29 protein-coding genes and 1 pseudogene are annotated in these 26,835 nt (G+C 70.3%); 6 read left to right on the top strand and 24 right to left on the bottom strand.

What is annotated here, in order from left to right; all coding sequences use genetic code 11:
• Positions 1–78: 78 nt before the first annotated feature.
• The 6 genes from CIK06_RS10595 to CIK06_RS10570 form a co-directional block, all read right to left on the bottom strand.
• Positions 79–627, bottom strand: coding sequence for a uridine kinase (locus tag CIK06_RS10595; protein ID WP_369916128.1), 549 nt, complete (start codon positions 625–627; stop codon positions 79–81).
• Between the two features lie 53 nt (positions 628–680).
• A complete protein-coding gene (locus CIK06_RS10590; protein WP_095564685.1) occupies positions 681–1,004 on the bottom strand; it encodes a hypothetical protein in 324 nt (107 codons plus the stop codon).
• A gap of 41 nt (positions 1,005–1,045) precedes the next feature.
• On the bottom strand, positions 1,046–1,357 hold the full coding sequence (locus CIK06_RS10585) for a hypothetical protein (protein WP_095564684.1): 312 nt from the start codon (positions 1,355–1,357) through the stop codon (positions 1,046–1,048).
• 78 nt (positions 1,358–1,435) lie between these two features.
• Positions 1,436–2,848, bottom strand: a complete 1,413-nt coding sequence (locus CIK06_RS10580; protein ID WP_232534140.1) for an NAD(P)/FAD-dependent oxidoreductase — start codon at positions 2,846–2,848, stop codon at positions 1,436–1,438.
• Between the two features lie 5 nt (positions 2,849–2,853).
• Positions 2,854–3,417, bottom strand: coding sequence for a hypothetical protein (locus CIK06_RS10575; RefSeq protein ID WP_095564682.1), 564 nt, complete (start codon positions 3,415–3,417; stop codon positions 2,854–2,856).
• A gap of 28 nt (positions 3,418–3,445) precedes the next feature.
• Positions 3,446–3,880: an Ohr family peroxiredoxin gene (locus CIK06_RS10570; protein ID WP_095564681.1), complete on the bottom strand. Its 435-nt coding sequence runs from the start codon at positions 3,878–3,880 to the stop codon at positions 3,446–3,448.
• Positions 3,881–3,989: 109 nt separating this feature from the next.
• Here CIK06_RS10570 and CIK06_RS10565 point away from each other — a divergent pair, with 109 nt between their 5' ends.
• Both CIK06_RS10565 and CIK06_RS10560 read left to right on the top strand, forming a co-directional pair.
• Entirely contained in the window at positions 3,990–4,604 is a 615-nt protein-coding gene (locus tag CIK06_RS10565; RefSeq protein WP_095564680.1) for a TetR/AcrR family transcriptional regulator, read from the top strand.
• Positions 4,605–4,711: 107 nt separating this feature from the next.
• Positions 4,712–5,944, top strand: coding sequence for a low temperature requirement protein A (locus CIK06_RS10560; RefSeq protein WP_232534139.1), 1,233 nt, complete (start codon positions 4,712–4,714; stop codon positions 5,942–5,944).
• Between the two features lie 221 nt (positions 5,945–6,165).
• On the opposite strand, the gene CIK06_RS10555 is transcribed toward CIK06_RS10560, so the two are convergent.
• The gene (locus CIK06_RS10555; protein ID WP_232534138.1) at positions 6,166–6,639 is read right to left on the bottom strand and encodes a GNAT family N-acetyltransferase; all 474 of its coding nucleotides are present in this window, start codon (positions 6,637–6,639) and stop codon (positions 6,166–6,168) included.
• Between the two features lie 137 nt (positions 6,640–6,776).
• Entirely contained in the window at positions 6,777–7,406 is a 630-nt protein-coding gene (locus CIK06_RS10550) for a DUF402 domain-containing protein (protein ID WP_095564678.1), read from the bottom strand.
• A gap of 87 nt (positions 7,407–7,493) precedes the next feature.
• On the opposite strand from CIK06_RS10550, the gene CIK06_RS10545 reads away from it, so the two are divergent.
• Together CIK06_RS10545 and CIK06_RS10540 are read left to right on the top strand one after the other, a co-directional pair.
• Positions 7,494–8,243, top strand: a complete 750-nt coding sequence (locus tag CIK06_RS10545) for a phosphotransferase family protein (protein WP_095564677.1) — start codon at positions 7,494–7,496, stop codon at positions 8,241–8,243.
• 49 nt (positions 8,244–8,292) lie between these two features.
• Positions 8,293–8,832: a histidine phosphatase family protein gene (locus tag CIK06_RS10540; RefSeq protein WP_095564676.1), complete on the top strand. Its 540-nt coding sequence runs from the start codon at positions 8,293–8,295 to the stop codon at positions 8,830–8,832.
• A gap of 72 nt (positions 8,833–8,904) precedes the next feature.
• On the opposite strand, the gene CIK06_RS10535 is transcribed toward CIK06_RS10540, so the two are convergent.
• The 14 genes and pseudogenes from CIK06_RS10535 to CIK06_RS30845 form a co-directional block, all read right to left on the bottom strand.
• A complete protein-coding gene (locus tag CIK06_RS10535; protein WP_157756699.1) occupies positions 8,905–9,132 on the bottom strand; it encodes a hypothetical protein in 228 nt (75 codons plus the stop codon).
• A 76-nt stretch (positions 9,133–9,208) separates the two neighbouring features.
• On the bottom strand, positions 9,209–9,739 hold the full coding sequence (locus CIK06_RS30865) for a hypothetical protein (RefSeq protein ID WP_232534137.1): 531 nt from the start codon (positions 9,737–9,739) through the stop codon (positions 9,209–9,211).
• A gap of 235 nt (positions 9,740–9,974) precedes the next feature.
• Positions 9,975–10,358: a TniQ family protein gene (locus tag CIK06_RS30860; RefSeq protein ID WP_232534136.1), complete on the bottom strand. Its 384-nt coding sequence runs from the start codon at positions 10,356–10,358 to the stop codon at positions 9,975–9,977.
• Complete coding sequence (locus CIK06_RS10525; RefSeq protein ID WP_198348182.1) at positions 10,358–10,936, bottom strand: IS3 family transposase; 579 nt, start codon at positions 10,934–10,936, stop codon at positions 10,358–10,360. Before CIK06_RS10525 ends, CIK06_RS30860 begins: the two co-directional genes overlap by 1 nt.
• A gap of 439 nt (positions 10,937–11,375) precedes the next feature.
• Positions 11,376–12,080: a class I SAM-dependent methyltransferase gene (locus tag CIK06_RS10515; protein ID WP_198348181.1), complete on the bottom strand. Its 705-nt coding sequence runs from the start codon at positions 12,078–12,080 to the stop codon at positions 11,376–11,378.
• A gap of 244 nt (positions 12,081–12,324) precedes the next feature.
• Positions 12,325–12,954: a DinB family protein gene (locus tag CIK06_RS10510; protein WP_095564673.1), complete on the bottom strand. Its 630-nt coding sequence runs from the start codon at positions 12,952–12,954 to the stop codon at positions 12,325–12,327.
• A gap of 24 nt (positions 12,955–12,978) precedes the next feature.
• Complete coding sequence (locus CIK06_RS10505; RefSeq protein ID WP_095564672.1) at positions 12,979–13,653, bottom strand: HAD family hydrolase; 675 nt, start codon at positions 13,651–13,653, stop codon at positions 12,979–12,981.
• A gap of 33 nt (positions 13,654–13,686) precedes the next feature.
• Positions 13,687–13,950, bottom strand: coding sequence for a hypothetical protein (locus CIK06_RS29905; RefSeq protein WP_198348414.1), 264 nt, complete (start codon positions 13,948–13,950; stop codon positions 13,687–13,689).
• Positions 13,951–14,339: 389 nt separating this feature from the next.
• Positions 14,340–14,804, bottom strand: a pseudogene (locus CIK06_RS30855) (TniB family NTP-binding protein); the annotation flags it as partial.
• Between the two features lie 215 nt (positions 14,805–15,019).
• A complete protein-coding gene (locus CIK06_RS10495) occupies positions 15,020–16,984 on the bottom strand; it encodes a Mu transposase C-terminal domain-containing protein (protein ID WP_232534135.1) in 1,965 nt (654 codons plus the stop codon).
• Between the two features lie 32 nt (positions 16,985–17,016).
• A complete protein-coding gene (locus CIK06_RS10490) occupies positions 17,017–17,781 on the bottom strand; it encodes a TnsA-like heteromeric transposase endonuclease subunit (protein ID WP_095564670.1) in 765 nt (254 codons plus the stop codon).
• Positions 17,774–18,292, bottom strand: a complete 519-nt coding sequence (locus CIK06_RS10485; protein ID WP_232534134.1) for a hypothetical protein — start codon at positions 18,290–18,292, stop codon at positions 17,774–17,776. The genes CIK06_RS10490 and CIK06_RS10485 overlap by 8 nt, the downstream gene beginning before the upstream one ends.
• Positions 18,293–18,321: 29 nt before the next feature.
• Entirely contained in the window at positions 18,322–18,495 is a 174-nt protein-coding gene (locus tag CIK06_RS30850; protein WP_232534133.1) for a hypothetical protein, read from the bottom strand.
• A 95-nt stretch (positions 18,496–18,590) separates the two neighbouring features.
• Entirely contained in the window at positions 18,591–18,737 is a 147-nt protein-coding gene (locus tag CIK06_RS30845; protein WP_232534132.1) for a hypothetical protein, read from the bottom strand.
• Between the two features lie 210 nt (positions 18,738–18,947).
• Here CIK06_RS30845 and CIK06_RS10475 point away from each other — a divergent pair, with 210 nt between their 5' ends.
• Entirely contained in the window at positions 18,948–19,601 is a 654-nt protein-coding gene (locus CIK06_RS10475; protein WP_095564668.1) for a hypothetical protein, read from the top strand.
• Between the two features lie 21 nt (positions 19,602–19,622).
• Here the strand turns inward: CIK06_RS10475 and CIK06_RS10470 are convergent, their stop codons facing one another.
• Positions 19,623–21,923 carry a multicopper oxidase family protein gene (locus tag CIK06_RS10470; RefSeq protein ID WP_095564667.1) on the bottom strand — a complete coding sequence of 767 codons (2,301 nt, stop codon included), beginning with the start codon at positions 21,921–21,923 and terminating at the stop codon, positions 19,623–19,625.
• A 108-nt stretch (positions 21,924–22,031) separates the two neighbouring features.
• Complete coding sequence (locus CIK06_RS10465) at positions 22,032–22,457, bottom strand: cytidine deaminase (protein WP_095564666.1); 426 nt, start codon at positions 22,455–22,457, stop codon at positions 22,032–22,034.
• A gap of 147 nt (positions 22,458–22,604) precedes the next feature.
• Between CIK06_RS10465 and hrpA the strand changes: the two genes are divergently transcribed.
• On the top strand, positions 22,605–26,834 hold the full coding sequence (gene hrpA / locus CIK06_RS10460; RefSeq protein WP_232534131.1) for an ATP-dependent RNA helicase HrpA: 4,230 nt from the start codon (positions 22,605–22,607) through the stop codon (positions 26,832–26,834).
• The last annotated feature ends 1 nt before the right edge of the window (position 26,835 follow it).

Genomic DNA, 26,835 nt, shown 5'->3' with positions numbered 1-26,835 from the left:
GCCGCATGCGTCGTTGGATGGGCCGTGTGACTTCCTTGGAAGCCGAGCCGGGCGGGGCCGAGCCAGGCCCGGCCGCCGTCATCCGTGTTCGGCGGTGTCGATGATCAGGTCGGCCCGATCGCGGGTACCGTCGGAGGCGAAGAACTTCTCCTCCTCGGCCATCCAGTTCCGCCAGAGCCGCTCGGCACCGGCCAAGGAGCCGTCGCGGGCGAGGCCGCGCGCCAGTCGCAGGGGTGCCGGCGCGTCAACCCAGATGGTGTAGGCGAGTCGACCGATCGTCTCGCGGCGGGTGCAGGTGACGCCCTCGAAGATCAGAGCCGGGCTCCACCGCTGGGTCTTCCACTCGCCGAGGGTGTCGCCGTACCAGTCGGTCCAGTCTCGTGTCTGGTAGACGGCGTCCTCGCCGCGAAGCAGCGGCGCGAGTACCTGAGTGTCGAAGCGGTCCCACCACCCGGCGAAATTGTCCCAGGAGACGAAGTCGTCGACCTCGATGACCGGCGCCGCCAGCGCCTCGGAGAGCCTGCGGGCAAGGTGGCTCTTCCCTGAACCGCTCGGGCCGTCGATGCCGACGATCCGAATGCCGTTGACCTGCTGACGAGCAGCAACGGCGGCGACAACCTGATCCACGACGTCGCCGGGTCCCGGAGGTCGGGTTCGCCGATGTCCGGGGCCGCCGGGCATCAGTCGTCCAGTTGCACGGAGACGGTGACCCGACCCCGATCGTCCCGGCGGGAAACCGCGTGGCCGGTGCGGTGGGCGCCGTCGAGCAGCAACGTGATCGGGCCGCCGTCGAGGAAATTGCGCCACCAGTTCTTGGCGTCGGGCATCTGCACGCCGATTGTCACGGTGTTCCCCGCGCGCCGGTACGCCACCGGAGTGCTGAACGTCCGTCCGGATCGGCGGCCGGTGTAGGTGATGACCGTGAAGCGGCGTTGCCACCACGGCGAGGACTGGAAGGACGCGAAGTAGCCGTTGAAGCGGCCGATGGCGGACCGGAGCAGCATGCAGCCAACATAGCCCGGCGGGTGACCGGCACCATCCACTGTTACGGGTCAGCCACGGCCCGCCGAAGGGCGTCCGCGACGCGGTCGAGTGCGGTGGTCAGGGCGCCGGAGTCAGGCGTCATCGTGCAGATGAGCGCGTCGAGGTGGCGCAGACCGGCCTGGTCGAGGAGGCGCTTCTCGTTGGTCGACCACTGCCCGCGGGCGGCGTACGCGGTGCGGGCGTATTCGAGGGTGAGCTCGGCGCGGCTCCACCATGCGGGTGGCGCGTGTGTGCGCAGCGCCGGTGGATAGTCCGGCTGGGGCAACGAGCCGACGAGTACCTGGTTGCCGGCCGGTTCCGCGCTGAACTGCATGAGGGACATTGTCCCGCCGGCGTCGACGGCTTGCGGCGCGCCCGCGCCGACTCCTCGGCGCGGGCGCGCACTCTGATCTCAGGCCGGTCGGCCGTACGCCTCAAGCAGCCGCAGCCAGACCTCGCTGATCGTGGGGTACGCGGGCACGGCGTGCCAGAGCCGGTCGATCGGGACCTCGCCGACGATCGCGATCGTCGCCGCGTGCAGGAGTTCGGCGACGTCCTGGCCGACGAAGGTCGCACCGACGACCACGCCTCGGTCCTCGTCGACGACGAGCTTGGCACGACCGGCGTAGCCGTCGGCGTGGAGCTTGGCCCCGGCGACCGAGCCGAGGTCGTATTCGACTGACCGGATCGTGAGTCCCTCGCCGCGCGCGCGGGCCTCGGAAAGCCCGACGCTGGCGACCTCCGGATCGGTGAACACCACTCGGGGCACGGCCGCTCGGTCCGCCGAGGCGACGTGCCTCCCCCACGTCTGGTCGGAGACCGGCGACCCCTGCAGCCGCGCGGCGATCGCCTCGCCCGCGGCTCGCGCCTGGTACTTGCCCTGATGGGTGAGCAGCGCGCGACCGTTCACGTCTCCGACGGCGTAGAGCCAGTCGGTGCCGTCGACGAGCATCGTGTCGTCCACCCGCACCCCGGTTGCCGGGTCGAGACCGATCGTCTCGAGACCGAGGTTGTCGGTGTTCGGGCGACGCCCGGTGGCGACCAACACCTCTTCCGCGCGGTACCCGGTGCCGTCGTTGAGGACGACGGTGACGATCCCGTCGGCGTCACGGTCGACCCGTGCCGGCGTGACGCCCAGGCGCACGTCGACCTTCTCGTCGGCCAGCGCGGCGGCGAGGTGCTCTCCGACGAACGGTTCCTCCTGGTCGAGCAGCCCGGCGCGGGACAGCATGGTGACCCGCGAGCCGAGGGACGCGAACGCGAAGGCGAGTTCGGTGCCGGCGACGCCGCCACCGATGATGACGAGCCGCGAGGGTACGTGGTCGGCGGCGACCGCCTCGCGGGTGCCCCAGGGGGCGGCGGCCGCGAGACCCGGGATCTCGGGCCGGATCGGGACGGAGCCCGTCGCCAGGGCGACCGCCCGCGCCGAGTAGACCCGGTCGGCAACCCGGACCTGGCCCTGGCCGACGACCCGGGCACGGCCGCGGATCAGGTCGATGCCCGCGGAGTCGAGCCAGGCGACCTGCCCGTCGTCCCTCCAGTGGTCGGTGAACGACGACCTTCGGGCCAGGACCGCCGGGACGTCGATGGCACCCGCGACCGCCTCGCGGGCTCCGGCGAGCCGGCGAGCCGCCCGGATTGCCTGACCGCTGCGCAGGAGTGCCTTGGAGGGCATGCACGCCCAGTAGGAGCATTCGCCCCCGACGAGTTCGGACTCGACGACCGCCGCGCGGATGCCGCGCCTGGTCGCGTAGTCGGCGACGTTCTCTCCGACCGGGCCGGCGCCCACCACGATCAGGTCGTAGTCGAACGGCTGTCCCGCCATGCCGGTCATGATGCCGGCCGCAGCAGGGAGTTCAGGCGGAAGGCGGAGATCAGGAAGAAGATCCCACCGACGAGGGCGTAGCCGCCCACTCCGCCGATGGTGCCGGCGCCCTGGAGCCCCTGGGCGAGGAACGCCAGTCCGGCCACGACCGAGAGGCCGCCGCTGAGGATCTGCGGCACCTGACCACCGGAGCGCCGCTGCCGGACGGCGGCGACGAGTTGGGGGATCCCGGCCCCGACGGCCCACACACCCCAGACTGCGAGAGCGGCGGCGATCGACACCGTCGATGCCCAGCCGAGCGCGACGGCGACGACGACGCTGACCGCTACGTTGATCCACTCCGCGGTGCGGGACCCGGGAGCACGCTGCTGCGACCGCACCTGCGACAGGACCGCGGCCGCGTCGAAGAGCGGATAGATCACCAGCAGGGCGGTCAGGAGCGGCCCGGCGCTCGACGCGGTCAGGAACAGAAGCACCGCCCAGACGACGGCGAAGGCGAAGCGGGTGAGGTACAGGCGACGGAGCACTGCGCTGAACGGCGACAGCGCTCTCGACTCGGACTGAGTCATGGTCTCTCTTTCCTGGGGAATGTGACGGTCAGGCAACGGTGGTCGTGGTGACGGTGACGGGCACGTTGCCGCGGGTGGCGAGCGAATAGGGGCAGACCTCGTGCGCCGCGGCGGTGAGGCTTTCGGCGACATCGGGGGCGATCCCGCCGCCGATCTGCACACGCAGAGCGGCGCTGAGCCCCCACCCGCCGGTCGCGGTCGCCACGATCGAGACCTCGGCGACCACGCCGGAGTCGACCAGCGGAACCTTGCGCTGCGTGGCCACGAGCTTGAGCGCCGAGTGGAAGCACGACGCCCATCCGGCCGCGAACAGTTGCTCCGGGTTGGTCGCCCCGCCCGGGCCTCCCATGCCGGCGGGAACGGCGAGCGTCACGTCGAGCGCGCCGTCGTCGGTCACCGCGCGGCCTCCGGCGCGGCCGTCGCCGGTCGAGGTCGCGACGGCGGTGTAGAGGGGTGCGGACATTGGCGTTCTCCTTCGTCATCCCGATGTAGGGTTACTAGTACGTCTACCTCATCGACTTTAGACTGCTCGTAGCGCCGGTGCAACCAGCCAAAACGGGATGGAGTAGAACATGCAGGGCGATATCGCCGAGACGGTGAAGCGCGCCACCTCGGGGTCTGCCACCAGAGCACGCATCCTCGCCGCGGCAAACCAGCTGTTTTACACCCAGGGCATCCGCGCCACGAGCGCCGACCGCATCATCGAGCAGGTCGGCATCACGAAGGTCACCTTCTACCGCCACTTCCGTACGAAGAACGAGCTTGTGGTCGCGTACCTGGAGGAACAGGCGGCGGCGGAACGGCAGTGGATGGCCAGCACGCGCCGCAAGGGCGACCCGCTGGGGTCGCTGCGCACCCTCGCCACCGACATCGGCTCCGTGAGCTGCCGCCCGGGATTCCGCGGATGCGCGTTCATCAACGCGGCGGCGGAGTTCACCGATCCCGACGACCCGGTCCGGGTGGCCGTTGACGCCCACCGCCAGTGGATGCTCGACGAGTTCGCCAGCATCGCCACGGAGGCCACCGTGAACGACGTCGACTCCGTCGCGCGGCAGCTGATGATGCTGCGAGACGGCGCGATGGTCAACGGCTACCTCAACGAGCCGTCGGCGGTGGGCGAACCCCTCGCGGCGGCGTTCTCCTCGATCATCACAACGGCGGCGCACCAGCCGGGACAGGGCGCTTGAGCCGCGGATCGCCAGCCCCGCCGGACGGATGACGGCCAGACGGCCGGCCGCAGGGACGCAACCCTGCCGGCGGCCGGCTCGTTGGTGCCACGGGGGACGGGAGAATCGTGGCGGGTCGGGAGTCCAGGCTGTTGCGCCCCGAAAGGAGTTCGGGACGCGCCACCTTCCTGGAACTCTTCTTCGACTTGGCGTTCGTCTTCGCCCTCACCCGGGTCTCACAACGCTTCGCCGACCTTGACGACGATTCCGGCTGGGACCTTGTGGCCGGGTTCGGCCGTGCCCTGCTGCTGTTCCTGGCGCTCTGGTTGATCTGGTCGCACACCGCCTGGATCACCAGCCGCTACAAACCGGAACGCGCGATCATCCAGGCCGTCGTGATCGGCACGATGTTCGCCAGCCTGGTGATGGCGGTGACGCTGCCGCGCGCCCTGGAGGAGCGGGCGCTGCCGTTCGTGACCGCGTACATGTCGGTGATGATGATCCGGCCACTCGTGCTCGCCGTCGCACTCCGGGGCCATCCGCGTCGACTGGTGGCGCTCCGGCTCGCCGCCTGGGCGACGGCGGCCGCCCCGCTCTGGCTGGTCGGCGCGCTCGGCCCGAGCCATCTCCGCCTGCCGCTCTGGGCCGCCGCGCTCGGCGTGGACTACCTTGCCTGGGTGCTGGGCTGGCCGCTGCCACGGATCGGAGCCGCGAAGGTGGGCGACTGGCGGATCGCCGGGACGCATCTGGCCGAGCGTCACCAGCAGATTTTCCTCATCGCGCTCGGCGAATCCATCCTGTCCATCGGCGCCGTCTTCAGCGGCGTGGCCTACTCCGCGCAGCGGGCCGTCGCCTTCGCGGTCGCCTTCACCACCAGCGCGCTGCTGTGGCGGATCTACTTCCACCGCGCCGGCCTCCTGCTGCCCCCGGCACTGGAGCGGTCACCGAGGCCCGCCCGGCTGGGGACGGCATCGGAACGGACCCATGTGCTGATCGTGCTCAGCGTGCTCATCAGCGCGGTCGGCTACGAGGTGGTGATCGCCGATCCGTACGATCCGGCACGGGCGACGTGGCTGCTGTTCGTGGTGGGCGGTCCGGTGCTCTTCCTCATCGCGCGGCTGCGGCTGGAGTACGAGATCTTCGGGCGGGTCTCCCGGTCACATGTGATCGGCCTGGTGGCCCTGCTGTTGGCCCCGACGGTGCTGGCCCGCCGGGAGCCGATGCTCGGGCTGAGTGCGGTAGCCGGAGTGCTGGCCATTGTCGCGTTGTTCGACGCGCTGCGCAGTCGCCACCAACCGCTGGAGGATCCCGCCTCCCCGATCGGATGGGAGCCGCCCGGCATTCGCGGCTCCGAGGCGTAACCACGACCCACCTGCCACCACCGGAAATCACTGTCACGGCGATCCTCTCCCCGTGTTGCAGCTGGTGACAGGTTGCGGATGATCAAGGCGCTGACCAGGACTCGCAAAGCTAAGTCCGGACACTCGCAGGGTCGCGTCCGGTTCCACGTTGCGGATGATCAGGGCGCCGACCAGCGGCTCGCAGAGTAGGTCCGGACGGTGCGGGTTGAGAGCGTCCGGATTTACTTTGCGTTTTTCGGGCTCGGCGGTGGCTGTAGGTTTCCATCCGCGTCGGATGTCATGCTGGTGAGGGTGTAGTGGCGTAGCTTGACGGGCCTGCCGTCGGGGGTGGTCCAGTCGGCGTCCATCGTGTGGGTGTGCCGCCAGCCGGTGGCTTCGTAGAAGGCGACGGCGGCTGAGCGTTGTTCGTCTGTGACGTTCGGTGTGAGGTCGTAGTTGTGCTCGGCGGCCCATCTTCGGGCGTGGTCGACGAGCGCGCCGGCGAGGGAGTGGCGCCGCGCGGTGGGAGTGACGAAGAGCCGGGAGAGTTCGACGTGGCGTGCCGGCGCTTCGCTGGGTGAGCGTTGGATTGCGACGTGACCGTCGACGATGCCGCCTGATTCTTCGGCGATCCATGCTTGCTGCAACCGTGGCGGGTTGAGCCAGCTGAGCGGGTCGGTCGGCCAGTTCAGGGGGTATGCGTCGTTTTCGTGCACCGCTTGCAGAGCTTGGACGCAACGGTCCAGGTCGGCGACTCGTCGGATCCTGATGGTTGGCCGTGACATCAGGACATTATTCGACGGCGTAGGCAGATCTCCGTGGGTGCCGCGATCGAAGAAGGGCTTGGACGGGGTCACGCCGTCCGGTGCGGCTGGAGTTCGAGGGTGCCGGTGAGCCGGAGCGTGGGCCAGTCTGGGTCGGGGCGGAAGTCGGTGTGGGTGCCGTCGAAGGGGAATTCCCCGGCCTCGATGAGCTTGATGAGCCGGTTGCCCTCCGACCGGATCGTCTCGGCCGTGGCGCTGTCGAAGTAGAGGGGGTCGCCGGTGCGCTCGTTGAACTCGTCGGCGTCCTTCCATTCCCACTGTCGTTCCGGGGTGACCACGATGTCGAGGACGTGGTCGGTGGTGTCCACGCTGTCCGGACGCCGGAGGTAGGGAGTTTCGAGGTTGACGTACCAGCCGGCGAACGCGTCTTGCTGGAAGCACCACCACACGGCATGGGCAGTCTCCGGCCGCATGAGGACCAGGATGTCGTAGTCCGTCCAGCTCTGCAGGGTCAGCTTCGGGTCCCGCATTCGATCGACGGCGACATCGTGCGGGGTGTTGCCGTCGGCGTCGACGAGGCGGGCGATGTCGCTGCCGACCGAGTGCCAGAGCAGCAGCCCGTGCTCGTCGTCGCTGATGACACGCATCGGTTGGGCCCAGGTGACCCATGGACCGCGCAGATAGCGGCGCGTGACGACCTGTCCGGGTTCGAACGGCATCGCGGCAGCTTAGCCGATCTTGGTGGTCCTGGTCGGCCGTCTCTGCCCACTGCTTCACCGTAGGGTTGTCCGATGGTCGGTGGGTCCGTGGAGTCCGAGGTGATGCTGGGCGGTGGCCGCCTGACGCCCGGCGTGGTGAGGGTCGGTGGAACTGTGCGACGCCCGGTGTCGCCAGCCTCGCGACTTGCTGCGATGTTGTTGGCGCATCTGGCCAGCGAGGGCTTCGACGGCGCGCCCAGATACCTGGGTGAGGATGACCTCGGCCGCGAGATCCTGACCTTCCTTCCTGGCGAGGTGCCTGAGAAATGGCGGGCGTTCGCCGACGAGCAGATCACGGCGGCGGGAATACTGCTGCGGCGCATGCATGACGCGAGCCGTGGCCTGGCCGAACGAATCGGCGGCGGAGAAGTCGTCTGCCATCACGACCCTGGTCCGAACAACACAGTGTTCCGCGACGACCTGCCGGTGGCGTTCATCGATTTCGACTTCGCGGCGGTCGGTGATCCGCTGGAGGACGTCGGCTATATGGCCTGGTCATGGTGCATCTCGTCCAAGCCGGACCGCGGTCAGCCGATCGAGCAGGCGCGCCAGGTTCGCGTTCTTGCCGACGCCTACGGGCTTTCGGTGGATCAGCGTCGCGGGCTGGTGACGGCCATCGACGATCGATTCGTCCGTAACGAATGCTTCTGGCGCGAGCGCGTCGATGCATGCCAACCAGTTCAGGCGGGTCCCACCGCGGCCGAGGTGTTGGCGTGGACGCGACAGGAGGCCTCCCACTTCGCCTCCTACCGATCCGTCTTCGCCGGAGCGCTGAACCCGATGCGCGACGGGCCCTGACTCGGCAGAACCGACAGCGCAGCTTGAAGGACCTCAGTAACCTCGTGCGATGCCGATCGAGATCGTGTTCGAGACCCATGCCCTGACCGAGGACAACGAGCGTGGCATCGCGACCGGGTGGTTGCCCGGCCGGCTCAGCGAGCAAGGCCGTGCCAATGCCGCCGAGATGGGTCGGCGACGCCGCGATGACGGCATCGCAGCGGTGTTCACCTCGGATCTGCGCCGCGCGGCGGAAACGGTGGAGATCGCGTTCGGCGGCACGGACATCCCGATCCTGTATGACTGGCGGCTGCGCGAGTGTGACTTCGGAGCGCGCAACGGCTCGCCCGGGGCCGAGGTCAAGCGTGATCGCCTGGACTTCTGCGATCACCCGTATCCGGACGGCGAGAGCCATAGTCAGGCCATCGAGCGGGTGGCGGGGATGCTCTCCGATCTGCCGACCCGGTGGGCGGGACAGCGGGTCATGCTGATTGGGCACCTCGCGACGTACCGGGGTCTGGAACATGTGATCAACGGGTTCACCGTGCGGGAACTGCTGGAAGCGGACTTTCAATGGCACCCAGAAGGCTGGGAGTATCGACTCAACTAATCCGTCATGGTCGATGGAATGGCGGGCTCCGTGATCGCGTAGGCGCCATCGAACGGGAGAACGCGTGGCTGGTCAACGGGTTCCGTGGTTTGTGATCGGTTGGACGATCTTGTTGGTCATCTTCACGTGGTTGGCGTTGGCGTCCTGGTGGACGCCCGGCGGAGCCTGGTGGACGCCGGTAACGTTCGGCGTCTGCGCCGTGGTGTGCGTGGGCAACCTGTTCTGGGCGGTGAAGAATCGGCGCAGGCCAGGAAGCCGGTGATCGATCAAACTGAGCCGTCGCTCGGGAACGGTGGGCAACAAGGTTCACCTGGCCGCCGGCCGGCCTGAGAGGGCCAGGCTGCCGGGCTGATGGTGCCGTCGAGGTAGTCGGACTTCATAGCTCCGGGTCTGATGTAGTCGGCGATGGAGGACTGGTTCGGCTCCTGGCCGTCGAGGTCGTTAAAGGTCTGAACTTGGGCGCTGGCTTCGACGGTGCCGACGAACTGTTCCATTTTGCGTGACCAGTCGCGGGCGAGGACGGAGCCGACGTGGCGGTGGTAGAGGATGACGCGTCCGCCGCGGCGGTTGCGGGCGAACCAGCGTGCGCTGCGGTGGTGGCGGTCGATGCTGTGCTGGTTGGGTTGCTGATGGTCGGGTTGCCGAAGCCGGGCAGGGTGCGATAGGTGGTTGGCGGCAGGGTGGGCGGTCGCCAGCAGTCGTCGTCGATCCAGTGAGCGATCGAGTCCTTGGAAACCTTGGGCCGGTAGTCGGGTTGGCCGAGACGGCGGCAGATCTCGGCAGCGAAGCGGCGTTGCCCGTCGGGGTCGCCGGCAGCTTGTCGGCGCCAGTGCAGGGAGCCGACGAGCGCGGCGATCTTGATGGCTTCGGGGTAGGTGGCGGCGAACAGTCGTGAGGTGCTGAACATGGCCTGTTCGGTGCCGGGTGGGTGAGCGTGTCGATCCGGGTCCGCCAGGCGTTCCGGGCGTCCAGGTCGGTGATGGGGTCGGGTTGTTGGTCCCAGCGGTGGCCGCAGATGAGGAAGCCGGTGAGGACGGCGTCATAGGTGGCGGTGGGGCCGAGACGGTGCAGCAGACGCAGGTGGGCGCGTTGCGCGGCGACGATCTCGGGTAGCTGGTCGAGGCTCGGGTAAGGCTGGTCGGTCAGATCAGGTGGGCCGATCCAGATGCGGTGCCGGGTGCAGACGTAACGGTGGTGCGGGAACAGTTGCCGGAGGCCGCCGCCGGGGTGGCGTCCGGTGCAGCGGGGCATCCGTGTTGGGGCTCGTGGCGGAAGGCGCGCCAGTCAGGTTCGGGGTGGCGGATCTCGATGAGGGCGCGGGCCAACCGGGCTTCGGGGATGCCGGTGACGGCGGCGAGCCGATCACCGGCGATCACCATGGTGGTGCTGGCGGGTTGGCGAGGGCGGCTGACCTGCCGCCAGAGCTCGGAGAAGGGGATGCCGTGCAGGATGGCGAGCCGGGCGACGTAGGACGTGGCGGTCTCGTGGTGGCCGGGCGTAACCGCGATCGGCAGGCGGGCGTGCATCAGGCCGTCGCGGCGGCGGTCTTGGCGTTCCGGCGTTTGCGCTGGCCGGGTGGAGCGGACCGGGCGGCTTTCTCGGCGGCAAAGTCGACCGGGACCAGGTCGAGCAGGTCGCGGGTGATCTGTTCGGTGCCGTCCTCGATGGCCAGGATCGCCGCGCCGCGGATCAGTTGGGACAGGCTGTCGATCATGCCGGAGCTGCGGCGGTGGAGGTACTCGTCCAACGCGACCAGGGTTCCGGGACTGTGCTGGTGCAGGCGGAGCATGGCTTCGGGGGTGGCGATCAGGGACCGCCAGGCGGTGCGCTGCTCGGTGGTGCCGTAGGCAAATGGGGTGGACGCGATCAGGGTGAACCGGCCGGCGATCTGCCGGCCGGCGTCGCGCATCAGCCGCTCGACCCGCTTGCGCCCCACCTGCCGGCCCTGCCGACGCAACATCGCATGCACTCGTGGGCTGCCGTAGGTGCCGCCCGACACGTCGTGGATCTCTGCGATCTCCACGGCCAGTTCCGCATCCTCGCGTCGCCGGACAGACGGCTTCGCGGCTTGGGCGCGCCAGCCGTAGTAGGTGGAGACAGCCACGTTGAGGACCCGGAGGATGGGCTCGACCCCGAAGCGGTCTTTCAGCTCGAGGCGATGCCGACCACCGAAGGCTCGAAGACGAGCAGCATCAGGTGGTCCCGCTCCAGCCAGGACTCATAGCCGACATGTCCGCGCGTCGTCGACGACCACCACAGACCCGGGAAGTGCCGCTTTTCGTTTGCGCGAAGAGAACGAGCGGACTGGTTTGCCGAGATCGAACCGAGCCTCAGCCGAGTCGAACAAGGTTGCACGAGTCTCGGCCCCATCGGAGCCGATGGCGCTGACCTCGAACTCAGCCGTCAGCGGACTACCAGGGCCAGGCACCGCGTGCAGCATCTCGGCACGCTATCGGATTTCATCGACACAACCGGGGAGGCGCATCAGAAATGTTCATCGATGCCCCGGAAGGGTAGACGCGATCGCCCAAGGGGTCGGCCAGTCAGAAGGGCTTAAAGCCCTCGAACGCCGGCTCGAACGACGGAGCGGGCAGCCTGACGGCTCGGCATCGGCGGACAACCTCGGCCGTGCCGTCCCCACCGATGTTCTTGAGGGATCCGGTCGCGAACGCGTCCGGGAGTGGCGTGAACCCGACGTTCCGCTCGTAATATCGCACTGCGGCCCGGACCGACGGGTGGTAGTCATCGTCTAGAAGGAGCAGACCGCCCGGCTTGACGATCTTGCGAAGGAAGTAGATATCGACGAAGACCTCGTGAAACCGGTGGCTACCGTCGATGAAGGCCGCATCTGCCACGACCCCGTCCATGACGAGTTGGGCCAGCGCGAGCGACGAGGGGGCGGCGACAAGATCGGCTATGGAATCCAAGCCCGCAGAACACAGCAAGTCCCACCCGACGTTGTTGTACGCCTGCTGCTGGAACGGATCGATCACAATGTGGCGGGGGTTCGGTGCGTCGACGGCCAGCAGGGCCTCTCCGATGGCGAGGGCGGAACTCCCGTACGCGAGCCCGATCTCCACGACCGTCTGCGCCTTCTCGGCGACCAAGAGATCACGAACGAGGTCGCAGTCGCGTTCGGGCAAGGTCACGGTCTGGAAGTCGAGTTCAGGTCCGCGCGTCCACACCGGCCCTTCTTGGGCAAGTTGGCTGCGTACATCCCGAACTCGCGTTCTGCGTTCGTCCGTCACGCGGCCAGTGTTCCAGAGTGGCAGTCGGGACGAAGCTGCCGAGAACCTCGGTGCAGGGTTGGCCATCTTCGGGCGGACGAGACCACGCTGCTGGCCACCTTCAGGCGGACTGGCCAACTACGCCTGGACGGGACTGTCGCGTCCAGGCGAGAATTGTGGATGATCAAAGCGCTGACCAGCGGCCTGCAAGGTAAGTCCGGACACTGGTGGATCGAAGTGTCCGGACTTACTCGCGGTTTCCCGGTCAAGGTTCGATCGGAGCGGGTCTGTGCGGTCTTCCTGGAGCGTGATCGGGCTTGGTGGCGGCTGCTGTAGCGGCCCGTTCGATCGTCGCGCGCCGAGCTTCCCAGTAGGCCGTGTCGGGCTGCGCGTCCGCGTATTTGGCCATGAACCCGGTCGAGCCGTCGAGCTGTTCGCGCAGGATGTCGGCGTGTCCGGCGTGCCGGCTGGTCTCGGTGAGAACGTGGACCAGGATGTTGAACAGCTTCACATTGGGGCGTGGCCACCAGGGCACGTGGCCGGGCGAGTCGATCGCCAGGGCGGCGATCGTCGCGTCCGAGTGCTCCCACACGCGACGGTACCGGTCGATGATCTCCTCGCGCGTCTCGTGCTCGGTCGCCCACATGGCCGCGTCGCCCGCGTCGGCGTCGTCCCACCGGGGTATGGGTTCGGGGAACGGCCGGTCGAAGATGTCGCCGAAGTATCTTGCCTCCGTGATCGACAGGTGCTTGACCAGGCCGAGAAGGTTGGTTCCGGTCAGGGTGAGGGGACGGCGGATGTCGTACTCGGAAAGCCCGTCGAGTTTCCACAGCATCACCTCGCGAATATCTCGCAGATCGCTGTGCAGGTACTCTTTCGCGAAATCATCGATCATGGAGAACGATCCTGCCGTAGGCCGTCAATTTCTCGTGGCGGGCATCGCCGTCTGGAGGAGGACTTCGACGGCGTCTGCGACGGCGACGACGGTGTTGTCGGGTCCTGGTTGGCGCTCGGGCCACGATGTCGACTCGGTTTGCAGCCAGATGGTGCGCAATCCAGCGCGGCGTCCGCCGGCGACGTCGAGGATCGGGTCGTCGCCGATCATCCAGCCGCCGCGCGTTATCGATGTGCCGCAGCGCTGCGCGGTGATGCTGAAGATCGCCGGTTCGGGTTTACGGATGCCGACTTCGTCGGAGATGCACCAGCCGTCGACCAGTGTGTTAAGGCCAGCGCGGTGGATCTTGCAGTGTTGGTTGTCGGTCATGCCGTTGGTCACGATCCCGATCCGCCAGCCGGCGGCGCGCAGCAGGCGCAGCGCTTCCAGATCTTGTGAGCGGCAGGCAACCAGTTCCGGCATGCGCTGGCGGTATTGCTGCCAGAGTTCGTCGGCAGCTTGATCGAGGCGAAAAGCCTCGCGAACGGCGTGGAAGAAGGGGCCTTTCGTGCCGTAGGTTCGGGCGTCGGTTTCCAGGAGCCAGGTCAATGCGGCGTCGTCGAGGTGGTGGTCGGCTACGAACTCGTGGGCCCATGCGCGGAAGGCCGCGCTGCGGTTGACGAGCGTGTTGTCCAGATCGAAGAGCGCCAGCCGCTGCATGTCGAGATCGTATGCCGCGGTTGGACGCCGAGGTCAGCGTGTCGGTGCGGTGAGAAAAACCTTGCGTTCGTGTCCGAGTAGCGGTCGTCCTCCGCGTGGTTCTGGTGGCGAGTCGCGGGTCGGCCAGGGGGCGGGGTTGATGGCGGTGTCGAGGTAGTCGGACTGCACCGCGGTTGGTCTCTTGTAGTCGGCGATGACGGGCGCGGTGGTGTCACCGACGTTGGTGGCCGGGGTGTCGGGGTCGGGGAAGGCGGCTGCTTCGGCGCTCGCGTCGACGGTGCCGATGAACAGTTCCATACGACGTGACCAGTCGCGGGCGAGGACGGGCCCGACGTGGCGGTGGTAGAGGATGCCGCGGCCGCCGCGGCGGTTGCGGGCGAACCAGCGGGCGCTGCGTCGGTGCCGGTCGATGCTGTGCTGGTTGGCCTTGGGGATGGTGTGGCCGCCGAAGCCGCGCTGGGTGCGGTAGGTGGTTCGGGGCAGGCTGGGTGGTCGCCAGCAGTCGTCGTCGATCCAGTGGGCGATCGGGTCCTTGGCGACCTTCGGCCGGTAGTCGGGCTGGCTTCGAGAGTGGCGATTAGTGACCGCCAGGCGGTGCGCTGCTCGGTGGCGCCGTAGGCGAACGGGGTGGACGCGATGAGGGTGAACCGGCCGGCGATCTGGCGTCCGCGGACGCCGGCGAACAGCCCTTCGGCTTCGACGTCGATGCCGGCGTAGACGAAGGTGGCCGGCAGCCTTTCGGCGAAGTATTTGAGCTGGTCGGACACCTCGGCGCCGGCTCGGGTGGCGAGGTTGAGGTTGTGGATCTCGTCGACCAGAACCAGTTCGATGCCGGTGTTAGCGGCGGCGGTGCAGACCGCGTTGACGATGTCGGGCATGTTGGCCCGGGCGGAAAACTCCAGGCCGTAGAAGCGAGCGAACTCGACGGCGAGCATTTTGGCGGTCGCGGCCGGTGGGACGGTGACGTAGGCGACCGGAAGCCGGTGGCGGCTGTCGGGGTGCCGTTTGCGGACGGCGCGTTCGTGGGTGCGGCCGAGTTGGGTCAGTGCGGTGGTTTTGCCGGTGCCGCTGGCGCCGGACAGGATCAGGCCGCGCCGGGCGGAGACTTGCCGCCGGTTGAGCTGGACCAGCAGCCGACCGGTGCCGAGCATCTGTCGGATGATCGGTGTGTTCACCAGCGGCAGTTCGGCGTGGTAGTCGCGGCGGGCTTCGTCGTGCGCGGCCCGCCGCGACCGGGTCAGCGCGAGGAGTTGCTCGGCGCTGAGCGCGGCCGGTGGTTCGGGCTGGTAGTCCACGAACCGGCGCCAGCCTTCCTTGGTGGTCGGCGGTTCCTCCGGCGTGATCACATCGTCGTCGGCGACGGTGTTCATATCCACTTTTCCGCTTCGGCGTCGGCGTCGAAGATCCCGAACGGGATGACCTCGGCGTCCGGCGCGGTGGATTCGTTGACGGCCAAGGGTGGGGCAGGCTCGGGCAGTTGAGGTCGGTGGGTGGCTTGACCGGCGCGGGTGCGGGCGGTGATGCGGGCGCTCGCCTTGTCCGGTCCGTGCTCGGCGCGGGTGAGCAGGTCGAGAACCCGGGCGATCTGGGTTTCGGTGGCTCCCCTTCCGGCCAGACGGCGGGCGTGCCGCCAGGTGAAGTCGGCGAACGGCGCGGACACCATCGGCAGATGCGTCCACGGGACGGTGACCCAGCCGTCCGGGGTGCGTAGGTGGACCTGGGAGACGTCGTAGGGGTCGTAGTGCACCTCCCACCGGTCACGCTTGGCGACCATTCCGGACCGCTGGTGCCGGTAGGGGCCAAGGGCGGCAGCGTTGTAGGTGCGGTTGTCGATCTGGATGCCCTCGTCGGTGATCCGCCTCCACTTGACCGGCAGCAACTCCAGATAGTCCTCGCCGGACAGGGTCAGCGGGAGGTAGCCGGCGGCGGCGACCAGCGCGGCGTACTTCTCGTTCGGGGTGAGCACCCGGCGAGGCTGGTGTGGGTCACGCAATTCGTCGTGCGGGCGGTGCTGCCAGCCGACAATGAGCCACTCGTCGAGCAGATCCTGCAACTCGCCGATGGTCCACTCGCCGGTGACGTCGCGACCGCGCATCGTCGGGTTGCTGCCGGTGTAGCCGGCGACGTGCTGCGCGAACAGGGTCTTGACTGCGTCGTTGGTGGCCTCGACCACGCCCTTGTCGGTCGGGGTGCCCTTGCGGGCCGGCTGGACGGAGATGCCGAGTCGGTTGCAGGCTCGCTCGAAGGTTTCCGAGACGAACACCCGGCCGTGGTCGATGACGATCTGGTCCGGGACGATGACCGGCCGCGCTGCGGCTTCCCGCATGCGGGTGTCGATGTCGACCAGCCGGGCATGCGGCATCCGCGACGCCGACAGTCGCAGCGCGTTTGCCCAGCCGGGCCGCATCGGCTCCGGGACCAGCATCTTGGCCAGCAGCAGCGCCGCGTCGACCGCCTTCGTGCCGACCGGGCGCAACACGGCGGCGCAGATCGTGCGGGTGGCGATGTCAACGGCGATGGTCAGGTCGGCCCGGACCGGCAGGCCGTCGTCGAGAATCACCATGACGTCGATTGGGGTGGAGTCGATCTGCACCTGCTCACCCGGGCGGGAGGCGAACGTCGGAGTGAACACGCCGGTGGGTCGGTTGGCCATCTGCCGGCGCGTGACCGCCGAGCCGAAGGTGTGCTTGCCGGCGGCGAGCCGGTCAACCAGCTCGTAGAAGGCGCTGCGACCGGGCAGCGGCACCACCCCGGACCCGTGGATCTCCGCTACCCGTTTGACGACCTGGCGGATCAAGCGGGAGCGGGTGCCGGTCGAGGCGTCGGTCTGCGCCGCGATGACCTCCCGGACAACCTCGACCAGCCGCGCGTCGGCCCGGCCGGTGACCTCCCAGTTCCGCACCGCTCGCTGGTCGACCAGCCCCCACAGCCCTTGGGCGGCGTAGCGCAGCCGCCGGTTTTCGACCGTGCGGTAGCTGACGCCCAACTCGGCGCCCTTGGCCCGCTGCCGCTCGGCCAGGCTGCGCTTCGCCGGGTCGTACTCGGGACTCGGCGTCGCATCGAGCGGTGCGTGCGGCGGCAGCCCGGTCTCGACCTCCACGATGTGGCGTTCCCACTGCTTGGCCGCGGCGAGCACGTCCTCGGGCAGCGCGTCGAGCAACCCGAACGGCTCCACGTCCGGTGCCGGGCACCCGTCGACGACCGCGAAGTCGGGTGACGCCATCAGGTGCCCGGCCAGCACCACCTGGTCGGCGCCTGCGGCCTCCGAGCGCAGCCGCACCGACGCCCCGGCCAGCCCCACCGCCTGGTGCTCACCGCCGTCGAAGTGCACGCAGTCACCTGGGCGCAGTACCGGTCGCGGCGTCACCTGGCCACTGCCGCAGTGACGACGGTGTCCGGATGCAGCGGTGTGGACAGGTCCGTATGCAGGTCATGGCGCCAAAGCAGGTGAAACAGCACCGGCAGCACCGCGATCGGATCACCGGCCGCCTCCGCGCCGGCCAACAGCCCACCAGGCTCGGCGAACACCCGCCGCAGCGCGGCCACTACCGCTGGCAGGTCGTGACGCGGATGGCGATAGCCGGCCAGCCAGCGCACGTTGCGGACGAGGATCGCATCCGGCGCGCCCACCACCCGGTAGTCCCAGCCGACCTGCTCGCAGGCCGCGCGAGTCCGGGCGAACCTCACCGCGTCCTTCGGTTTGATCCGCTCGACCGGGCGGCAGTCGACCACACGGGCGCCGCCGTCGGCCAGCCGGGCGAAGTAGTCCGGGGCGTGCGAACGCGCCTTGCCCTGCTCGTTGGCCCAGAACAGCCAGAACGGTTGGGAAGCCACGGCGACCACATCCGGGTCGAAGTCCAGCAGCATCAGGTGGTCGCGTTCCAGCCACGACTCGTAGCCGACGTGATGGCCCATCGTCGCCGTCCACCACCGACCAGGAAAGTGCTTCTGCCCCTTGTACTGGGGAAACCGCCGCGCCGGGCGGCCCCGCTCGAATCGCACCGACCAGGCGCCTGCCAGCGGAATGCGGTGCTCGATGCCATCGAGGCCGACGTAGCCGACCTCAAACTCGCCGAGAGGGTCACCGCCCACCCCGCCCCGCACCGGCCGCAGCGTCGCCTCACCCATGCCCGGCCCCAGCCACAGCCGGCGTCCGGGTCCCCGGGCGCAGCCCGAGGTGTTCCTCGAATTCCCGGGCCACGCTTTGGCAGCGGCGGTAATCGTGGCGCGGCCAAACGGTGCGCCCGTCCTGGCGTACCAGTGTGGCGACCAGGTGAACGTGGTCGTCGCCGTGACGCACCGCCACCCACCGCACCGCAGCCAGATCCCCGACGGGGGCCAACCCGACCCCGTCAAGGAACGCGGCCGCGACCTGCGCCCACTGCTCGTCGGACAGCACCGGATCGTCCGAGTGGTTGTGCACCGAGCAGTGCCACACCGGCTTGGCCGGTGGGTTGACCCCGGCAAAAACCGGCTGTTCCAGCAGACGAGCCAGCCGGCCCGCCGCGCCGGGGGACGACGCCGACGGCAGACCTGCCACCCCGCCGACCGCAGCCGCCGCCCACGCTGCCACCAACCGCTGATCTCGGTGCTCGCCGTACTCACCGGGCCCCAGCAAATACCGCAGCACCTCGCGCACGTCCGCGCCACGCGGCCGGACCCTCGGGATCACGCTGCAACCCGTCGATGGAGCCCGCGCAGCCGTTCGGCCACCGCGTCCAGCCGCGCCACCACGGCAGCGCAAGCCGCGACGTCACCCCCGGTCGACGGAGCCCGCCCGACGTCGAGCGCATCGGCGGCACAAACCAGCGCCGTGCGGGCGGCGAACAGATCCCGCTGCACCCGCGCCAGCTCAGCCCGGCTCGGACCAGTCGCCGCCGTCTCAACGCCACCACGGGCAGCAGCGACCGCGACCTCTCCGGTGTATCCGGTCGGCGTCAGCCCCACCCGCGCCGCAGCCGCCGCCACATCACGCAGTTCTCAGCGGTCAGCCGAACGTTCACGCTGTACGACCGCCCAGCCGGCACCCGTACCCGGTTACGAGCCGGCACCGCCGGCGACTCGCCCGGAAGATCGACACTCACGCCGAGGGATTCTGCACCATCGTCGATGCCTGCTCTTGTGCGCCCCACAAGGTAGATCCGGACTCCACAAGATCGTCCACAACATAGATCCGGACTCCACAAGGTTCGCGCGGACGCGACAGGGACAACGCCCCGAGATTCGCTGGGCGGAACGGCCATCCTCGATTAGAATGTATGTACGAATATTGGTCTTGAACTGGGAGGACAGCCGTGACCGCGCCTGCTGCCACCGCCCCTACGACGCCCCCTCCGTACGCGACACTGCTCGGCTTCACCCGGTACGTCGACCGCACCGGCCCGGCCAAGGCGACCTTCGTCGGCGGTCTGCGCAAGCAGCGCGCCAGCGGCTCCGGATTCAACCCGCACGGCCAGCTCGTGAAGGCCCTCAAGGCGGACATCGCGTTCCGCACCGGCGGCCGGCATCTCGCCCAGATCGCCGATCAGGTCAAGCCCCGCTGGCGCCCGCTGTACGAGGCGTTGGTGCCCGGCGCCGTGGCCTACCTGCACTCCCTCGGCGACCCCGACCGGGTGGACCTGGCGCAGACCCGGGACGCCATCGGCATGGTCGGCGACCTGCCAGTGAAGATCAATCCCCAGTTCGGACTCCGGTACGCCGACGGGACGGCCGAGGCGGTCCGGTTGCACTTCGACGAGGCCCCACCGAGCGACGAGGCCGTCCTGGCCACGCTGCACCTGATGAACCGGTACGCCGACCAGGTCCTGCCGCACGCCACCCCGATCCTGGTGGACGTGCGACGCGGGGTGGCACACCGGACCACACCTACCGGTCGGCCCGACCAGGTGGAGCGCTGGCTCGCCGGGGAGGCCGCCTCGTTCCGGGCCATCTGGTCCACCGCCGCCTGAGGTTCCGGCAACGCCGTCGGGTCAGCCGCCAGCCACCTCGTCGATACCGGCGCCGGTGGCTGGCGGCGGACCGAGCGGGGAGGATCCGCCGGCCCGGCGACGCCGGGCCAGCGCCGCCAGCCCGGCCACGCCCGCGCCCAGGGTCACCGCCCCGGCCACCCCGAGCCGGCCGGCGTCCGGGCCGGGCCGGCCGCCGTCGCCGGACGGCGTCGCGCCCCGGGGCAGCACCTCCGTCGGGCGCATCATGTCGTTGTCCTCGTGTTCGAGGTTGTGGCAGTGCCAGACGAACCGGCCCGCAATGGTGAACCGGGCCAGGATCCGGGTCACCTCACCCGGATGCACCAGCACGGTGTCCAGCGGGCCGCGCTCCTGCGGCCGCGCCGGCAGGGTGCCGTCGCGACCGCGCCCGGCCAGCCGGAAGTGCACGCCGTGCAGGTGGATGGGGTGCGCGTCCGGCGTGTGGTTGTGCACCTCCCAGATCTCCGCCTCGCCCGCCACCGGGGTCTCGGTGACCCGCTCGCCGAAGTGCAGCGGCCGTTCCCGGCCCTGCTCGTCCAGGGTGCCGAGCAGGAAGGCGCTCGGATGCGCACCGGGCGCGCCGTGCCCGGCCAGCACCAGCCGCCGGGTCCGCCGGGCCGGGCCGACCGCCGCGAGCGCCGGCAGGCTGAGCTGGTCGGGCGGTACGCTACGGTCCGCCCGATCGGCGCCACCCACCACGAGCTTCAGCACCTGCCCGGTGGTCCCGGGGTCGGCCGGCGCGCTCCGCGGGTTGCCGTCGAACGCCGCGTCGGGGGCCTCGTTCACCAGGTACAGGGACGTTCCCTCCGGTACGCGGGCGAAGTCCACGATGATGTCGGCCCGCTGGCCGGGGGCGAGCAGCACCCGGTCGAGCGGGACCGGGGCCGCCAGGAATCCGTTGTCCGCGCCGATCTGCCAGATCGGCACGGCGGTCCGGGCCGGCCGGGCGGTCGGGTGGCCGGCGACCGCCAGCATCAGCGTGCGCCCGTTGCAGGCGTTCAACAGCCGGAACCGGTACCGGCGCCGCCCCACCCGCAGCACCGGCCAGGTGGCACCGTTGACCACCATGGTGTTGCCGTTGAAGCCGGGCACCCAGATCGGTGGTACGGCCGCAGGCGCACCGGATCCCATGGTGCTGCGGTCGGGATAGAAGAGGGAACCGTCGACCCGGAAGGACCGGTCCTGGATCACCATCGGGATCTCGTCCGGCCCGCCGGAGGACGACGCGCCGGAGGACGACGCACCGGAGGACGACGCACCGGAGGAGGCAGGATCGGAGGACGACGCACCGGACCGCGACGGACCGGACGGCCCCGGACCGGGCAGCACTCCGGCCGGCAGGTCCCGGTCCCCGCCGCGCAGCAGGTAGAACCCGCTCAGTCCGGCGTAGTTGGTCAGCCGGGTGATGCCCAGCGCGTGATCGTGGTACCACTGCGTGCCGGCCTCCTGCTCGTTGCCGTACCGGCAGGTGGCCGTGCCCGGTCGCCAGCGTGCGCCGTCCCGGTCGTGGGCGGCCTCGGCGTGCCGGTCGTACCAGCTGCCCACCCGGGCGAACCCGGCGGGAATGTCCCGGGCGTCCGGCAGGTACCAGGCCTCCGGGTAGCCGTCGCAGTCCGGCTCGGCGAGCAGGCCGTGTACGTGGGTGACCAGCGGCACCGGGCCGGCGTAGCGGGCCACACCACCGGCCGGACCCGCGTCTCCGGTCATCGCCCCCGCGCCCGCCATCGCCCCGGCGTCGGTCATGGTGTGCCCCGGCATGGCGTCCCGGCCCTGGATCCCACCGCCCGGGTTGGCCCAGTGCAGCGTCGGGTCCACCGGCAGGATGGGGGGCAGGTAGCGACCGTCGCCGTCGACGAGCTGGTTGATCCAGGTGACCCGTACCGGCTGGCCCACCCGGGCCTCGATGGTGGGCGCCGGCCAGCCGAACGTGCCGGGGTGCGGCGCCGATCCGTACGCCCAGACCGTCGTGCCGGGCAGGCCGGCGGGGAGGACCTGCTGGCGGATCTGCCGGGCGCCGATCTGGTACTCGTCGATCCCGGCGGTGGACCCGACCCTGGGCATGGGCCGCAGGATCGGCAGCGGGGTGACGTACTTGGGGATGGTGTTCGGGTCCAGCAGGGGTGCCGGCTCGGCCGGGTCGGTCCGGGTCGCGATGTCCGGGGAGCGGAGCAGCGCGGGGCCGGCCCATCCGGACGGCCGGCCGGCCGCGCCGGACCGGCCGGCCGCCGCGCCGGGCACACCGGGCAGCAGTACGGCGGCACCGCCGGCCAGCCCGCCCAGGATGAGTTGCCGTCGGGATGTCATGAGCGCTCCCCCCGTACCGACTGTGTCGACAACGAGTAGATAGCGCGGTTTGCGGTATTTAGGGGATAAGTGGAGTAATTTTCCCAGTCTCGGCGGTTTCGGTTATGCTCACGGCTGTCGTACCGACAACTCGGCGACGGTCATCACGTACGGCTCCTCCGGCGTGCCGAGGATGATCCGGAGGTCCGGGAACAGCTCGGCCAGCAGCCGGCGGCAGTCGGCGCACGGCTCCCGCACCTGCCGGCCGCGGTCCCCCACCGTCACGATCGTGCGCAGCTCGCGCACCCCCTGGGTGGCCGCCGTGCCCACCGCCACCACCTCGGCGCAGGCGCCGCCGACATCGGCCGCGGAGCCGGCGGCGCGCTCGGCACCGGCGATCCCCGCAGGGCCGCCGCCGCGCCGGACGTCCACGCCGGTGAAGACGCGGCCGTCCGGGGAGAGCACGGCGGCCGCGACCGTGTGCCGGTCGCCGTGCCGGCGCAGTCGGGCCACCGCGGCGGCCGCCTGGATGAGCGCCCGCTCGGTCAACTCCATGGTCCCTCCCGATCGGTTTCGGACCGCACGCCGGCCCACCCGGCAAGATCAGATGGTAGTGGGCGCCCGGGGCCGGACCGCCGCGCCGGCACCGGGGCGATAACCATCGGCAGCCGTACGGGTGGAGTGCCTATCCTTGGCGACGACATGCAGACGACACCGCCCGGCGCGTTGAACTCCCCCGACGCGCTCGACTCCCGCGACGCGTCGGACTCCCCCGACGCGCAGGACCAGCCCATTACGCAGAACCCGGACACCGCCCAGGACCCGGACACCGCCCAGGACCCGGACACCGCCCAGGACCCGGACACCGGCCGGGACCCGGCCGCCGGGTTGGCCGCCCGGATCGCCGAGTTGGGCCACGCCGACCAGCGCCGGATCTCCCGCCGGCTCGACGGCACCCGCCGGATCCGGGACCCGCGCCGCCGGGAACACACCATGGCGCAGATCGCCGCCGACGTGGCGGCGGCCGAGTCCCGGCTGGCCGCCCGCCGGGAGTCGGTGCCCGTGGTCAGGTACCCGGCCGAGCTGCCGGTGAGCGAGCGCCGGGCGGAGATCGCCGCGGCGATCCGCGACCACCAGGTCGTGATCGTGGCCGGTGAGACGGGATCCGGGAAGACCACCCAGCTGCCGAAGATCTGCCTGGAGCTGGGACGCGGGGTGCGCGGCCGGATCGGGCACACCCAGCCGCGCCGGCTGGCCGCCCGCACCGTCGCCGACCGGATCGCCGCCGAACTCGACACCGAACTGGGCGAGGTGGTCGGGTACAAGGTCCGGTTCACCGACCGGGTGGGCGACCGGACGCTGGTCAAGCTGATGACCGACGGCATCCTGCTGACCGAGTTGCAGCACGACCGGATGCTCCGGCAGTACGACACGCTGATCATCGACGAGGCGCACGAGCGCAGCCTGAACATCGACTTCATTCTCGGCTACCTGAAACAGCTGCTGCCCGCCCGCCCCGACCTCAAGGTGATCATCACCTCGGCCACCATCGACCCGGAACGGTTCGCCCGGCACTTCGCCGCCCCGGACCCGCGCGGCGGCGAGCCCACCCCGGCGCCGATCGTGGAGGTCTCCGGCCGGACGTACCCGGTGCAGGTGCGGTACCGGCCGTTGGTGGAGGCGGCCGGGGACGACGAGGACACCGACACGGTCCGGGACCAGATCCAGGCCATCGGCGACGCGGTCGAGGAACTGGCGGCGGAGGGTCCCGGCGACGTCCTGGTCTTCCTCAGCGGGGAGCGGGAGATCCGGGACACCGCGGACGCGCTCGGCAAGCTGGTGGCGCGGGCGCCGGCGCTGCGCGGCACCGAGATCCTGCCGCTGTACGCCCGGCTGTCCACCGCCGAGCAGCACCGGGTCTTCCAGTCGCACTCCAGCCGCCGGGTGGTGCTGGCCACCAACGTGGCCGAGACCTCGCTGACGGTGCCCGGCATCAAGTACGTCGTCGACCCCGGCACCGCGCGGATTTCCCGCTACAGCAACCGGCTCAAGGTGCAGCGGCTGCCCATCGAGCCGATCTCGCAGGCGTCGGCGAACCAGCGGAAGGGCCGGTGCGGGCGTACCTCGGACGGCATCTGCATCCGGCTCTACGACGAGCAGGACTTCCTGTCCCGGCCCGAGTTCACCGACCCGGAGATCCTGCGCACCAACCTGGCGTCGGTGATCCTGCAGATGACCGCGATCGGCCTCGGCGACATCGGCGCCTTCCCGTTCGTCGAGCCGCCCGAGCGGCGCAACATCACCGACGGGGTCAACCTGCTGCACGAGCTGAACGCGCTCGACCCGGCGGGCACCGACACCGACCGCCGGCTGACCCCGCTGGGCCGCCGGCTGGCGCAGCTTCCGGTGGACCCCCGGCTGGCCAGGATGGTGCTGGAGGGTGAGCGGGTGGGCTGCGCCACCGAGGTGGTGGTGATCGCCGCGGCGCTGTCCATCCAGGACCCGCGGGAACGGCCGGCGGACCGGCAGGCGCAGGCCGACCAGGCGCACGCCCGGTTCACCGACCGGGAGTCGGACTTCGTCACCTTCCTCAACCTCTGGCGGTATCTGCGCGAGCAGCAGCGGGAACTCTCCTCCAGCGCGTTCCGCCGGCTGTGCCGGGCCGAGTACCTCAACTACCTGCGGGTACGCGAGTGGCAGGACATCGTCAGCCAGGTGCGCCAGGCCCTGCGTACCGCCGATTCGGGTGCCGGGCGGCGCGGCCGGCGCCCACCGGCGCGCGACGCCGACCCCGGCGGCGCCGGTGCTGGTGGTGGCGCCGCCGGAGAGGCGGCCGACGGCCGGCGGGTTCCCGGCGCCGACCTGCCCGCGGAGATCGACACGCCGCGGGTGCACCAGGCGCTGCTGGCCGGGCTGCTGTCCCACCTCGGGCTCAAGGACGCCGCGGCCAAGAACGAGTACCTGGGCGCGCGGGGCGCGAAGTTCGGCATCTTCCCCGGCTCGGCGCTGTTCAAGAAGCCGCCGCGCTGGGTGATGGCGGCCGAGTTGGTGGAGACCTCCCGGCTGTGGGGCCGGGTGGTCGGGCGGATCGAGCCCGAGTGGGTCGAGCCGCTCGCGCAGCACCTGGTGAAGCGCAGCTACAGCGAGCCGCACTGGGAGAAGAAGCAGGGCGCCGTGATGGCGTACGAGAAGGTCACCCTGTACGGCGTACCGCTGGTGGCCTCCCGGAAGGTGAACTTCGGCCGGATCGACCCGCCGCTGTGCCGGGAGCTGTTCATCCGGCACGCCCTGGTGGAGGGCGACTGGCAGACCCACCACCGCTTCTTCGCCGAGAACCGGGAGCTGCTGGACGAGGTGTCCGAGTTGGAGAACCGGGCCCGTCGCCGGGACATCCTGGTCGACGACGAGACCCTGTTCGAGTTCTACGACCAGCGGATCCCGGCCGACGTGGTCTCGGCCCGGCACTTCGACGCCTGGTGGAAGCAGACCCGCCGGGACCGGCCCGACCTGCTGACCTTCACCCGCGAGCTGCTGATCAACGCCGGCCGGGGCGGGGTGGCCGAGGACGACTACCCGGACCGGTGGCAGGCCGAGGGCGTCAGCCTCCCCGTGACCTACGCCTTCGATCCGGGCACCGACGCCGACGGGGTGACCGTGGACATCCCGCTGCCGCTGCTCAACCAGGTGCCGGCGGAGGGGTTCGACTGGCAGGTGCCGGGCCTGCGCGAGGAGTTGGTGATCGCGCTGATCCGCTCGCTGCCCAAGCCGGTGCGCCGCAACTTCGTACCGGTGCCCGACTTCGCCCGCGCGGCGCTGGCGAGCATCCGGCCGGGAACCGAACCGCTGCTGGACGCGCTGACCCGCGAGCTGCGCCGGATGACCGGGGTGACCGTGCCGCGGGACGCCTGGGACCCGACCCGGCTGCCGCCGCACCTGCGGATGAACTTCCGGGTACTGGACGAGGACGGCAGGCCGGTCGCGCAGGGCCGCGACCTGCCGACCCTGCAACGCGAGCTGCGACCCCGGGTACGTCAGGTGGTCGCCGCCGCCGCGCCCGAGGTGGCCCGGACCGGGCTCACCGGGTGGAGCATCGGCACCCTGCCGCGCACCGTGGAGCAGGTCCGCGCCGGCTACCCGGTGACCGCGTACCCGGGGTTGGTCGACGAGGGCGGCACGGTCGGGGTCCGGGTGTTCGACACCGAGGCCGAGCGGAACGCCGCGCACTGGGCCGGCACCCGGCGGCTGCTGGCGCTGACCGTGCCGTCGCCGGCGAAGTTCCTCCAGGGCCGGCTCAGCAACGAGGCCAAGCTGGCGCTCAGCCGCAACCCGCACGGCGGGGTGCAGCCGCTGATCGCCGACGCCACGGGCGCGGCGATCGACAGGCTGATGGCCGACGCCGGCGGCCCGGCCTGGGACGCGGAGGGCTTCGCCGCGCTGCGCGAGCGGGTCCGCGCCGACCTGGTGGACACCGTCGTGGAGACCATGGACCGGGTACGTCGGGTGCTCGCCGCCGCGTACGCGGTCGAGCAGCGCCTCGGTGCCACCCGGAACCTGGCCGTGGTGGCCGCGCTGGCCGACATCCGCAACCAGCTCACCGGCCTGGTGCACGCCGGGTTCATCACCGAGGCCGGGTACGAGCGGCTGCCCGACCTGCTGCGCTACCTGACCGCCATCGAGCGGCGACTGGACCGGCTGCCCGGCAACCCGCAGCGGGACAAGGCCCAGCAGGACCGGATCGCCGTGGTCGCCAAGGAGTACGCGGATCTGGTGGCGACGCTTGCCCCGGCCCGCCGGTCGGATCCGCAGGTGCAGCGGATCCGGTGGATGATCGAGGAGCTGCGGGTGAACGTGTTCGCCCAGGCGCTCGGCACCCCGTACCCGGTGTCCGAGCAGCGGATCTACCGCGCCATGGACGAGGCCGAGGGCCGCTGAG

The organism is Plantactinospora sp. KBS50 (assembly GCF_002285795.1).
In the GTDB taxonomy this organism is placed as follows: Bacteria; Actinomycetota; Actinomycetes; order Mycobacteriales; family Micromonosporaceae; genus KBS50.
Note: the sequence above shows the minus strand (reverse complement) of the source record. Positions and strands in the feature narration are given on the sequence as shown.

What these genes read in the sequence shown, in the direction of transcription:
- CIK06_RS10590 (WP_095564685.1), bottom strand. Translation starts at nt 1,004, where the DNA reads ATGCTGCTCCGGTCCGCCATCGGCCGCTTCAACGGCTACTTCGCGTCC.
- CIK06_RS10585 (WP_095564684.1), bottom strand. Translation starts at nt 1,357, where the DNA reads ATGCAGTTCAGCGCGGAACCGGCCGGCAACCAGGTACTCGTCGGCTCG.
- CIK06_RS10580 (WP_232534140.1), bottom strand. Translation starts at nt 2,848, where the DNA reads ATGGCGGGACAGCCGTTCGACTACGACCTGATCGTGGTGGGCGCCGGC.
- CIK06_RS10575 (WP_095564682.1), bottom strand. Translation starts at nt 3,417, where the DNA reads ATGACTCAGTCCGAGTCGAGAGCGCTGTCGCCGTTCAGCGCAGTGCTC.
- CIK06_RS10570 (WP_095564681.1), bottom strand. Translation starts at nt 3,880, where the DNA reads ATGTCCGCACCCCTCTACACCGCCGTCGCGACCTCGACCGGCGACGGC.
- CIK06_RS10565 (WP_095564680.1), top strand. Translation starts at nt 3,990, where the DNA reads ATGCAGGGCGATATCGCCGAGACGGTGAAGCGCGCCACCTCGGGGTCT.
- CIK06_RS10550 (WP_095564678.1), bottom strand. Translation starts at nt 7,406, where the DNA reads ATGCCGTTCGAACCCGGACAGGTCGTCACGCGCCGCTATCTGCGCGGT.
- CIK06_RS10540 (WP_095564676.1), top strand. Translation starts at nt 8,293, where the DNA reads ATGCCGATCGAGATCGTGTTCGAGACCCATGCCCTGACCGAGGACAAC.
- CIK06_RS30865 (WP_232534137.1), bottom strand. Translation starts at nt 9,739, where the DNA reads ATGTTCAGCACCTCACGACTGTTCGCCGCCACCTACCCCGAAGCCATC.
- CIK06_RS30860 (WP_232534136.1), bottom strand. Translation starts at nt 10,358, where the DNA reads ATGCACGCCCGCCTGCCGATCGCGGTTACGCCCGGCCACCACGAGACC.
- CIK06_RS10510 (WP_095564673.1), bottom strand. Translation starts at nt 12,954, where the DNA reads ATGATCGATGATTTCGCGAAAGAGTACCTGCACAGCGATCTGCGAGAT.
- CIK06_RS10505 (WP_095564672.1), bottom strand. Translation starts at nt 13,653, where the DNA reads ATGCAGCGGCTGGCGCTCTTCGATCTGGACAACACGCTCGTCAACCGC.
- CIK06_RS29905 (WP_198348414.1), bottom strand. Translation starts at nt 13,950, where the DNA reads ATGGAACTGTTCATCGGCACCGTCGACGCGAGCGCCGAAGCAGCCGCC.
- CIK06_RS10490 (WP_095564670.1), bottom strand. Translation starts at nt 17,781, where the DNA reads ATGGGTGAGGCGACGCTGCGGCCGGTGCGGGGCGGGGTGGGCGGTGAC.
- CIK06_RS10470 (WP_095564667.1), bottom strand. Translation starts at nt 21,923, where the DNA reads ATGACATCCCGACGGCAACTCATCCTGGGCGGGCTGGCCGGCGGTGCC.
- CIK06_RS10465 (WP_095564666.1), bottom strand. Translation starts at nt 22,457, where the DNA reads ATGGAGTTGACCGAGCGGGCGCTCATCCAGGCGGCCGCCGCGGTGGCC.
- hrpA (WP_232534131.1), top strand. Translation starts at nt 22,605, where the DNA reads ATGCAGACGACACCGCCCGGCGCGTTGAACTCCCCCGACGCGCTCGAC.